Raw genomic sequence first — 11,439 nt, forward strand, 5'->3', positions numbered from 1 at the left:
CCATAATAAGAGTTAAGTTATTTTGAATATTAATTATAGTAAATGTAAATAATGAGAATATTCTACAAAATATCGCTTTTAGCTATAACTGTTACATTCGCTTTTTCATTCAGGGGATTTACCCCTGAAAATAATGACAAATTAAGCCCTATACTTTACAGAGCTTTAAACGTCGTTTCGGAGAATGAACAGTTCCTTGTCTGGATAGAATTTAAAGATAAGGGTGATAATGTTAATCCAAGGACGGTGGATCCAAACACAGTCCTGACTCAAAAATCAATCGAAAGGCGTGAGAAGGTCAGGGATGCAGGAAAATTAATCGATTTTACTGATTTACCTGTAAACGGAAATTATGTTGAGGTTGTGAGGAGTCACGGAGTAAAGATCAAGAATGTGTCGAAATGGTTCAATAGCGTGTCATGCTATGTCACAAAATCCCAAATAGAGGCACTTTCTAATGAGGATATGGTAAAGAAGATAAGCCTGGTAGCAAGATTTAGGAAGGATTATAAAGAAGAGAAAAACCTTTTAGTAGAAGATACCAAGGCTAGCAACCTAAGTACAATCATCGACAATCCAACTTCCCTTAACTACGGACCATCATTACTTCAATCCCAGTTAATAAACGTTCCTCCTGTTCACGACAGCGGTTATAGAGGACAGAATGTTTTGATAGCTGTATTTGATGCAGGATTTGACAATTTAAGTCATCAATGTTTTGATTCAGTGAGAGCAAGAGGTATCAGAACTTATGATTTTGTGAATGGAGATACAAATGTAGCAAATCAGGTTGGTCAAATGGGTGAAGGGTCGCACGGGACGAGAACTCTCTCACTTATAGTTGGATATGAACCGGGTGAGTTGATCTCCCCGGCATACGGTTCGAAAGTGATACTTGCTAAGACGGAAAATACAGACAGTGAGACTCCGGTAGAAGAGGATAACTGGATTGCAGCAGCCGAATGGGCAGACAGCCTTGGAGCTGATATAATTTCTGCATCACTTACATATAGAGAATTTGATCCGGGTTCTCCATATTCTTATGACTGGACCTGGATGAACGGTGACAGTTGTAAGATCACGAGAGCCGCTGACCTGGTCGTGAACAAAGGAATTATTGTCGTAAATTCTGCAGGAAATTATGGTGATGATCCATCACATAATACGTTGGGCGCACCTGCAGACGGAGACAGCGTTTTTGCAATCGGATCGATAGACAGTGACGGACTCCGTTCGTCATTTTCATCGGTTGGTCCAACAACCGATGGAAGGATAAAGCCTGACTTTATGGCAATGGGCAGGAATAATGTGACTGCCGAACCCGGAGAGGGAAATACCGGATATCTTTCATTTGGAAGTGGAACTTCGTTTTCATGTCCAATGACCGCAGGCGTAGTTGCGCTTATTTTGTCAGCAAATCCTAATTTAAATCCGATGAAAGTAAGGGATATACTTCGTCAGACATCAGGAAATTCACAGAATCCAAACTCAAAGATAGGATGGGGAACTGTTAACGCGTGGAGTGCAGTACAGCTTGCATTAACAACTTCGATCGGTCCGGGAAGCGGAAATATCCCATCGGGATATTCGTTGGGGCAAAATTATCCAAATCCATTTAATCCGGCAACCATCATCCCGTTTGCATTAAGTCAGCCATCGACGGTAAGTATGAAAGTATATGATGTATCAGGTAAAGAGGTTGCTATAATATTCAATAACCGTGCCTTTGGTGCAGGTGAGGTAAGCTTCTCATTTAATGTTTCTTCATATGGGTTGACTAGTGGAGTATACTTTTATGTATTATTCGCAAACGGTGCTTTGATAGATGCTAAAAAGATGGTACTCGTGAAGTAACATATGTATTAAATAATAAGATCTTAAGAGCCCTATTTTAGGGCTCTTTTTTTATAGACCTAGTGAGGAAAGTACAATCTTAAAATTTTCTCCCGAACGGAAGTTGTTCAGCCTCCATGCAAAATCAACCCTGAATACACCAAGGATACTACCTATTCCAAAACCTGCTTCCTGAAATATGCCGTCCGTACCGGAAAAGTTTTTATATGCGGCAAGTTGTTTATTCGCGTCACTAATATCTATTCTTCCGGCATTGTAAAATCCAATAAGATCAAACTCTTTTAATACTGGTATATTTCCCCAGAGTATTTTTCCAAAGTCATTCTCGATATTGATAGAGTATAGTTTATCTCCGAGAAATTCCTGATAGGCGGGTGTCTTGAAGTCATCTTCTGCATTTAGTACGCCGGTACTGGTATTGAAGTATGATAATTCCTGAAACGGGACATCACCGGTAAGATATTCGCCTGTAATCCTGAATGAAGGATTAAAAAAAACATTAATCTTTGCCGAGCCTGTAAGGGAAGCATAGAACTTTCTAAATTCATATGTACTTTTTAGAAAGTCCTTGCCGGAATAGTCCATTCCAAATCGGAGTATAGGGAATCTTGTCATCCGAATCCGCGAAATATCTCCGTCACCCCAGTCGATAAATTTGAATTTATTCGGGTCAACTCTGAAGTTTACTCCAATTTTTCTTGTAAATGCATCATTTATTGGAGGGTTTTCTTTGAAATCCTGGTCGCTTTTGAATATGCTGAAATTAGTATTTTTATATGCAGTTTGTTGCTTTTCCTGTCCTAGGGAAATACCTGTTCTTATCTGAGGCAAAAAACTATAGGAGATGCCAAAACGGTAACCATTTGCGTAGTAGTAATCATAATAGTCCGTTTTAAAAAACAGAGAGGAAACCGTATTTGTAAATTCTGAGATTCCCGGCGGGTCAGCAGAGAGTGTCTTTAGTTTATCAAAAAAGCTCGCTGATACAAATAAACTTCTATCTCTGAGTAAACGTTTTGTATAATTGACCTCATATTTTGCTTTTTTATCAGAAAAACCATATCCAAAGTAGGTATCTAGCACATCCTTTCCGAATTTGTTTCTGTAGTTCGCATCCAGCTGGAGATAGTTTCCCTCAACTCTGTTAAAATGATAGTAATTAAGTGGGTTGGAGGAAATATATTTGCCGAGTTTTATTCCGCCCAATCCGAAATTGAACTCTTTTTCTTTTTTCTTTTCATCGTTTTCTATCTTCTCGTAAGCTTTGTTCTCTTCAGTTGAGTTTTTTATAAGCTGGTTCTGTGCCCAATATGCAGAATCTTTATTGGCATCCGGCATGACCTTAATAATGTATTCATCAAATATATTTCGTGGGAGAGGTTCGTTCATTTTGTACGAAGATACAACACTATAGACTTCAGCGTTAAAGTTGATGAACCCGGCGAACGATCCATTCGCAAATATCTGGTTATCAGTGGGCATCCAGAATTCATTTTTCTTTGAGTCGGTATAGTTGCTGAATTTTTGCCGGAAATTGACTTCCGTTATACCTCTTATATTAGCCGCGTTGTTTGTTGTCAGATCCACTTTCATCAGCGCAAAGACACTGTCACTTATATATATCTCACCAAAGAATTGAGGAACGAGGTTGGATTGATTAGTAACTTGGATTTTGTAAATAAGCAGAGAATCGATTGACGTCGTGCCGATCAATTTATAATCATAACTGCCGAAGGCGTCATCTGATAAAGGTCCAGGTATGGAAGTTTCTCCAAGTTCAATATCTTCGTCATAAAAATTTACAATAAAGGGAAGTGCCACACCGCGTGTAGTATTAGCTGTTTCCTTTTTAGCTACTACAACTTCTTTGTAAAAATCAGGTTTTTTGAAATATCCTTTGGTTTGTGATTCAAGTATTGCGAGTATACCGTACTTGTTATCGCTCGTGATCTCAGGCTGAACCGATCCCTGGTTTGAGCGGAGTACGAATTTTGAATAAGCATCATATTCATACTGTTCAAGATTTTTCTGAAATTGTTTTTTATACTGTATAGCCCTCCTAATTATCTCATAGGCGGGATCTTCACCAGCAATAGTAATTTCTTCTATCAATATCTCAGAAGGAGTAAGATAAATATCTCTCTGCGCATCATTACCTTCTATGTTTATCAGGGCGGTATCAGAAAAGTAGCCTATGTATGAAACTACAACTTTGTGAAGACCATTATCAATCTTTAGGATATAGTAACCGTTTTCATCGGATGTGGTGCCGGAGTTATTATCTATTACCTTTACCGTTGCAAACGGAATGGGCTCGTTTGTTTTAAGGTCATATATATTCCCGGTAATATTGTGGGTTTGTGAATGCAGGAAAGATGTGAACACAAAAATTGTACTAATCGTAAAAAATAGCCTTAGGATCGATCTCATATGGTTATTTTGATATTATTACGACTTTTTTGTCTTCTATATTATATTCAGACGGAAAAGAATAATCAATGGTTTCAGTTTTCACAAAGCTGTATGTCGATTTCAATTCTTTCAATTCACCGGTTATTTCTCCTCCTTTAATACAAAGCATTCTGCCATCTGCATTCATGAATGCTTCACCCCAATTAAAGAGATTTCCGAGATTGGAGACGGCTTTTGAAATTACGATGTCATATTTTTGGGAGAACTCGGTTTTTTTTGAAACTTCCTCGGCTCGTCCGGTAACAATGTCAATATCAAGGTTTAATGAATTTGAGATATCCTGAAGAACAGTGGTTTTCTTCTGTATAGAGTCGAGCAAGGTCACATTGAGATTAGGGTAAATTATTTTCAACGGAATTCCTGGAAATCCGCCCCCCGAACCTATGTCGATAATTTGTTCATTACCGCCAAAGGGATATTTTGACAGAAAAAAAATGGAGTTTAGGATATGGTTTTCTATAGAATCTGTCTTGCGGCTAACGAGGTTAATCTTTTCGTTCCATTCCAACAAGAGACCATTATAATTCTTAAAGAGATCAAGCATATGGATATTGTTATCAATATGCAGTTCTTTCTTTAAGAATTTTCCGAGTAATTCCATCCGGTCATTTTATCAAATTTAAACGGCTTCTTAAATCCATATTTTTTTGTATATCCTTACCTAATTTGAAATTAGCATCAATTATAGGTAAATTTTATTAAACCTAAATCTAACCCATTTTATGGATCTATCCAGAAAGCTTTTAACTCCCATTCAATTAATAATTCTTGTAGTTATTTTTCTTGTTGTAATATTATTTTTACTTTTAAGGGATAACAAATCTGAGAATCTCATCGATATTATGGCGGATTCTACTGTTTCGTGGAAGATACCAGATTTTAATTCGATTCCTCCCGGTGAAGAAAGGGATATGATCCTTTATGGAAGAGATCTTATAAGCAAGACATGCAACATAATCGGTCCGAGAGCTACGGATTCACTGATGAGATATGCCGGTAATAACCTTGTGTGCAGTAACTGCCATTTTGATGCCGGTATGAGATATGCGTCGTATAATCTTGTAGGGGTAACCTCGAGATATCCTCAGTACAGCGAGAGAACAAAGGAAACGGAGACGATCGAGATGAGATTAAATGATTGTATGCAACGAAGTATGAATGGAAAGCCCCTTCCTTTAGACAGCAGGGAAATGAAAGCAATGGTAGCTTATCTGGAATTTATAAGTAAAGATGTTCCTAAAGGATATAGAGTAAAAGGTGAGGGTATTCATGATGTGCCTCCACTCGGAAGGGAACCCGATCCTGTAAAAGGAAAAGAAGGATATAATAGATTTTGTTCGACATGCCACGGCGGGTCGGGTGAAGGCGCCGAATATGATCAGTTGCTTCCCGGGGTTATTAAATATTCTGTTCCACCGCTTTGGGGAAATGACACATATAATAACGGCGCCGGTATGTCCACATCAGCTATGGCTGTAAAGTTTATTTACCACATGATGCCATTCGATGATAAAAATTCACTCTCACTTGAAGAAGCATATGACATTGAGGCATTTGTAAATTCACAACCAAGACCGGAGTTTAAATTGCAATAATAAAAGGATTAAAGTTCTTTTTTATTTATTAAAATAATAATATATTTAATTGTCCACTAATATGTGGTTTAAACACTACCATTTTTATAATTTAATCCATATCAAATGAGAAATATATTATTGGTAATTCTACTAAATTTCATGTTTTTGAACTGTATGTATGCCCAGCAAAATTTTGACTGGGGTAATGATGTGGTTGTTAGTCCTCGTGAGCCTTCTGGAATGACATTGCTACAAGGTCCTGGAGATACTTTATATTTTGATATCGTTCAAGGAAATGCACTTAGAGAAGATTATTCATATAATCGAGGAGATTCCTGGGGGTTTTTAGCGAACTATTTTACAATAGGAGGACCAGCTGGTTACGGTAAGATTGAATTTGTTAAATCGGATACTCTATACGCGGTTTACTTTCAGGCAGATAGTTTATTTATAAAAAAACTATTGTCGCCGCATCATAAAAAGATTATGAATGAACAGGTTAAGGATTTTGATGTAGTTTCGACATCAAGCGGCACAATATATTTACTTCTTAGCTTCAAGAACAATGACAGTCTAAAAATTATAAGTACAGTAGACGGGGGAATAAACTGGAGTAAAGAATTATTAATTACAGATAAAGGGTCTCGTGGCAGATTTTCTAAATTCTTATATGGTGATACATTATTAATTAATTATTATGACATAAACAGTATACGGGGGAATGATAGCACGAGTGTATCCGCAATGAGATATACTGAATCTGCACCCGGAGAGCTTACGGCTATAGATACCAATTCTATTGAGGTAATTAACGATTCAGAGATCAAACCTGAGTTCAAGAGTATCATTGGCCGTGATGGAGTAGTTTGGTTTTTTTATACGTCAGGCATATATCCCAATAGAGATGTAAAATTAAAGACAAGTACAGACTATGGTGTTACTTATTCTAATACTGTTGATATTGCAACTGACCCTCTTATAGATGAATGCGGATTAGAGGCTGATTATAATATGTATGCAAATAGATGTGACTTGGTTTATCACTGGAATGATCTAAGCCCGATTCCTAGTATAGAATCGAGTAAGATTGTATATTCTTTTTCGACACAGGTGTCACCCAGGATATTTAGTGAACCATTAAGCCTGAATCAGCATCCAGCGATAGTTAGCCCAGGGGTATATAACCCAATCCTAGCTGAGTTTAATGATTCAACGGCTGATGTAGGGGTTGTATGGGTTGGGCTAGATGGTACTGAAAAGAAAACTTATTGGGACAGACTGCATAATACAACCTTTATCAATATTAATATAACTGAAATTCCACTAGCATATATGGTTAACCAGAATTATCCAAATCCCTTTAATCCTTTAACACAAATAGAGTTCGAAGCTCCTAAAGATGGACGAGTTAGTCTCAAAGTATATAATATACTAGGAGAGGAAGTTGCAGTTTTAGTAAACGAAAATGTAAAATCCGGAAAGTATAGAGTAAGTTTTGATGGTACTAAGCTTGCCAGTGGTGTCTATTTCTATACTTTAGAAGCCCCGGAATATAGAGAAACAAAGAAAATGCTGTTAATAAAGTAGTGAGTTAAAGGAGAAGTAGTTTGCTACTTATCTGATATACAAAAAGCTCCCGCGGGAAACCACGGGAGCTTTGATTTTTAAAAACTATATGTTATTAGCTATGCTGTGTTTTTTTGAATTCTCATACCGTAGAATGATCTCCACACAAAGAATATCGCTATAAGGAACACCACTACACCTACTATCGGTGCAATTGCCCTAAAGCTGTCGGAAATTGCGATTTCCATAGCGAGTAATCCGAATAGTGTTGTAAACTTGATAATCGGATTAAGAGCTACAGATGATGTATCTTTGAAAGGATCACCAACAGTGTCACCAACTACTGTCGCGTCATGTAACGGTGTACCTTTTTCTTTAAGATCTACTTCGACAACTTTTTTAGCATTATCCCAGCATCCACCTGCATTAGCCATAAATACTGCCTGAAAGAGTCCGAATATTGCAATGGATATAAGGTAACTTACGAAGAATGATGCGGCTGAGCTTGCTTTAGTTATTTCCTCTGCACCCATTCCGACAGTTATTACTCCCGGAGCTGAGAAGAATGCAAATGCTAAAGCAAAACAGAATATTGCGATGAATATATTGAACATACCGCTCTGAGCATACTGTGTACATATCTTTACAACTTCTTTTGACTTAGCTATATCCGCGCTTTTTACGTCACTGTCGAGTTTAATATTCTTCTTAATATATTCTACTGCTCTGTAAGCACCTGTTGTAACTGCCTGCATAGAAGCGCCTGTGAACCAGTAAATTACTGCGCCCCCGCAAAGGAATCCTAATATTGAATACGGATTCAGAAGGTTAAGTATTGACTCTGGTTCAACACCGAGAGTCGATCTAAGCACAAGGATAAGTGAGAATATCATTGTAGTAGCACCTACCACAGCCGTTCCTATAAGTACGGGCTTAGCAGTTGCTTTAAAAGTATTACCGGCACCGTCATTCGCTTCGAGATAATATTTTGCCTTTTCAAAATCCGGTTTGAATCCAAAATCTTTTTCAATTTCTTCGGCAACGTTTGGTCTTTCCTCGATGAGTGAAAGCTCATATACAGATTGAGCGTTGTCAGTAACAGGACCGTAGCTATCAACTGCGATAGTTACAGGACCCATACCAAGGAATCCAAATGCTACAAGTCCAAATGCGAAAATGGAAGGGTATATCATGAATTCGTCGAGTCCCTGCTGGCTGGCAACATAAGCCGCGAACATGAGCAGGAAGAAAACTATACCTTTCCAGAATGCGCTGAAATTACCTGCAACCAAACCAGAGAGGATAGTAAGTGAAGCTCCACCTTCTCTTGATGCAGTAACAACTTCATTTACGTGCTTTGATTTAGGACTGGTGAATATCTTTGTGAATTCGGGAATAAGAGCCGCGCCTAATGTACCACAGCTGATAATTATCGATAGTGTAAGCCATACGTTATGAGGGAGGTCGCCAATAAGAACTTTACTAATGACAAAGGTAACAATTATTGAAAGTATTGATGTTACCCAAACAAGCCATGTCAATGGTTCCTCAAAGTCGATATCATCCTTATTCGAAAATCTTACTTTGCTTATAAAATTATTAATCCAGAATGCGACAATTGATGTAATTATCATCAGTATTCTCATAACGAAAATCCAGGTTATCAGTTCTGCCTGGTAGTCGGGGAAAACACCCAAAACTATGAATGAGATAAGAGCTACACCTGTCACACCGTATGTTTCAAAACCGTCTGCTGTAGGACCAACGCTGTCTCCTGCGTTATCACCTGTACAATCTGCAATTACACCGGGGTTTCTCGGATCATCTTCCTTAATGTTAAATACGATCTTCATAAGGTCTGAACCGATGTCGGCGATCTTTGTGAAGATACCACCTGCAATCCTGAGTGCGCTTGCACCAAGAGATTCACCGATTGCAAATCCTATAAAACATGCACCTGCGTATTCACCGGGAATAACGAGCAGGATTATTAGCATCATCATAAGCTCCACGCAGATAAGCAATACACCAATGCTCATACCTGCATTCAGAGGAATAGTGAGAAGTTTGAGCGGCTTTTTTTCGAGAGATGCAAAAGCCATCCTGCTGTTTGCAAGAGTATTCATTCGAATACCAAACCACGCTACACCGTAAGACCCAAGAATACCGATTATCGACCACACGAGAACCAGTGCTACAACTCCAAGAGTGTTTCCTTGCAAGAAGCCAAAATAGAATCCAATACAGATCGCGATGAAGATCTCAAGTATAATAAGGAATTTTCCCTGCTGGATAAGATAGGTTTTACAGGTCTCGAAAATAACTTGAGATATATCGAGCATTGATTTGTGTGCTTTCAGCTTTTTAACCTTAATGAACTGGTAGATACCGAAGAGCAAACCAAGCAAGCATATCACAAACCCAAATAGAAGCAGGTTCCTCTGGTCTGCAGAAAGCTCGGGAAGTATAAGATCAGCTTCCCCTGCAAAAGCCATAACCGGAGCCAATAGGACAAACGTAATGGCAGTCAGTATGGTTTTTTTCATAGTTGAATAAATTTAATTTAAAATTATTGTTCTAATAAAAAATTTTTGTTGAAATTGTTCATTGTGGAAAGTAATCCTGATGTAATAAAAGACATTACGCAATCCCTATAATGGGGCATCATTTTGTTAAAAGTCTCAAATTCAGTTTGAGTAAAATCACCAAGTACAAAATCTATATAATCATCTTTTGAAGGAGGTTCATCAAGCCCGATTCCTATTCTCATCCTGGGGAATTCATCAGTTCCGAATTGGTATATCAAATCTGCGATCCCGTTATGCCCTCCATCAGATCCTTTTCTGCGCACTCTAATGGAACCGAGAGGAATATTAAAGTCATCAACAATTATAAGAATATCGGAAATTTCTTTATCAAAATCGTTAAAAAATCTTGAAATTGCTTCTCCGCTCCTGTTTATGAATGTAAGCGGTTTAAGTAGGATAAACTCTGCACCGTCAATTTTAGATATAAGAGCTTCATACGATGAGGTTTTTATATCGAATCCGGATTTTAAAGAACCGGCAATGTAATCCGCCACTAGAAAACCGGCGTTATGCCTGGTGTATTTATACTTATCGCCCGGATTTCCAAGCCCGGCAATCAGTTTCAAATCTTGATCAGATTAAGTTTTGGAAAGTATTGAAAATTACTCTTCGCCGCCTTCTTCTTCCTCATCGGAGGATTTACCCTTGCCAATTACTTCAGGTTCAGCGCTTTCCTCACCTTCAACCGGAGCAGTTTCTTCAACAGCTGCCTTAGGCGGAACAACAGAAGCTATTACAGCGCTTTCATCATTAAGAATCGTAACATTGTCCAATTTTAAGTCAGAAATTTTTATCGAATCACCTATATTTAATGACGAAACGTCAATATCAATATGAGATGGTATATCTTTCGGTAAACACTCGATGTCCAATTTGTGAAGAGAATGCTGAAGTACGCCACCTTCTTTAACGCCGGGTGCTGTACCTACCAAGTGAATTGTAACTTCAATTTTGAGTTTTTGACCCTTATGTAATGCAAGCAGATCAAAATGAATCGGATTATCTTTTACAGGATGGAATTGAACGTCCTTGATAATACAATTATGATGCTCATCGGTTCCTTCAATATTAAGGTCTATTATATGAGACTCAGAAGTATAAATCAATTGTCTTAATTCAAGGAAGTCGGCTGTTATTGGGATGTTAGTCTCACCAGTTCCGTAAAAAATTCCCGGTACCTTTCCTTCGCTCCTAAGTTTATTCAGCCCGGATCCGGAAGTTTTTTCTCTTTTCGCTACGGTTAATTTTATTTCGGACATTTCTCTAAGTTTTTAAAATAAATAAACTTAAAATTAAGGCAATTAAATTAATTAATCAATTGAATAAGCTGTATATACCTCCCTATGAACATTAAAAAAGCCCCTCAGTTGTTTTGAGGGGCT

The 11,439-nt window shown here is 37.9% G+C and carries 8 protein-coding genes; 3 read left to right on the forward strand and 5 right to left on the reverse strand.

Features of this window, described 5'->3' with window-relative positions; all coding sequences use genetic code 11:
- The first annotated feature begins 51 nt into the window (after window positions 1–51).
- On the forward strand, window positions 52–1,854 hold the full coding sequence (locus H6614_03125) for a S8 family peptidase (GenBank protein MCB9242641.1): 1,803 nt from the start codon (window positions 52–54) through the stop codon (window positions 1,852–1,854).
- Window positions 1,855–1,905: 51 nt separating this feature from the next.
- On the opposite strand, the gene H6614_03130 is transcribed toward H6614_03125, so the two are convergent.
- Both H6614_03130 and rsmG read right to left on the reverse strand, forming a co-directional pair.
- Window positions 1,906–4,284, reverse strand: coding sequence for a carboxypeptidase-like regulatory domain-containing protein (locus tag H6614_03130; GenBank protein MCB9242642.1), 2,379 nt, complete (start codon window positions 4,282–4,284; stop codon window positions 1,906–1,908).
- Window positions 4,285–4,288: 4 nt separating this feature from the next.
- Entirely contained in the window at window positions 4,289–4,927 is a 639-nt protein-coding gene (gene rsmG / locus H6614_03135; GenBank protein ID MCB9242643.1) for a 16S rRNA (guanine(527)-N(7))-methyltransferase RsmG, read from the reverse strand.
- Between the two features lie 121 nt (window positions 4,928–5,048).
- Between rsmG and H6614_03140 the strand changes: the two genes are divergently transcribed.
- Window positions 5,049–5,921, forward strand: a complete 873-nt coding sequence (locus H6614_03140) for a c-type cytochrome (protein ID MCB9242644.1) — start codon at window positions 5,049–5,051, stop codon at window positions 5,919–5,921.
- Window positions 5,922–6,026: 105 nt separating this feature from the next.
- The gene (locus tag H6614_03145) at window positions 6,027–7,490 is read left to right on the forward strand and encodes a T9SS type A sorting domain-containing protein (protein ID MCB9242645.1); all 1,464 of its coding nucleotides are present in this window, start codon (window positions 6,027–6,029) and stop codon (window positions 7,488–7,490) included.
- A gap of 98 nt (window positions 7,491–7,588) precedes the next feature.
- On the opposite strand, the gene H6614_03150 is transcribed toward H6614_03145, so the two are convergent.
- From H6614_03150 to H6614_03160, 3 genes are read right to left on the reverse strand one after another with little or no spacing between them, the layout of a single operon-like run.
- On the reverse strand, window positions 7,589–10,015 hold the full coding sequence (locus H6614_03150; GenBank protein ID MCB9242646.1) for a sodium-translocating pyrophosphatase: 2,427 nt from the start codon (window positions 10,013–10,015) through the stop codon (window positions 7,589–7,591).
- Window positions 10,016–10,038: 23 nt separating this feature from the next.
- Window positions 10,039–10,623, reverse strand: coding sequence for an aminoacyl-tRNA hydrolase (locus H6614_03155; protein ID MCB9242647.1), 585 nt, complete (start codon window positions 10,621–10,623; stop codon window positions 10,039–10,041).
- 36 nt (window positions 10,624–10,659) lie between these two features.
- Window positions 10,660–11,316 (reverse strand): 50S ribosomal protein L25, encoded by a 657-nt coding sequence (locus H6614_03160; GenBank protein MCB9242648.1) that lies wholly within the window; start codon window positions 11,314–11,316, stop codon window positions 10,660–10,662.
- Window positions 11,317–11,439 lie beyond the last annotated feature (123 nt).

The sequence above is a fragment of the Ignavibacteriales bacterium genome, from assembly GCA_020635255.1.
GTDB lineage: Bacteria > Bacteroidota > Ignavibacteria > Tepidaquicellales > Tepidaquicellaceae > JAEYVS01.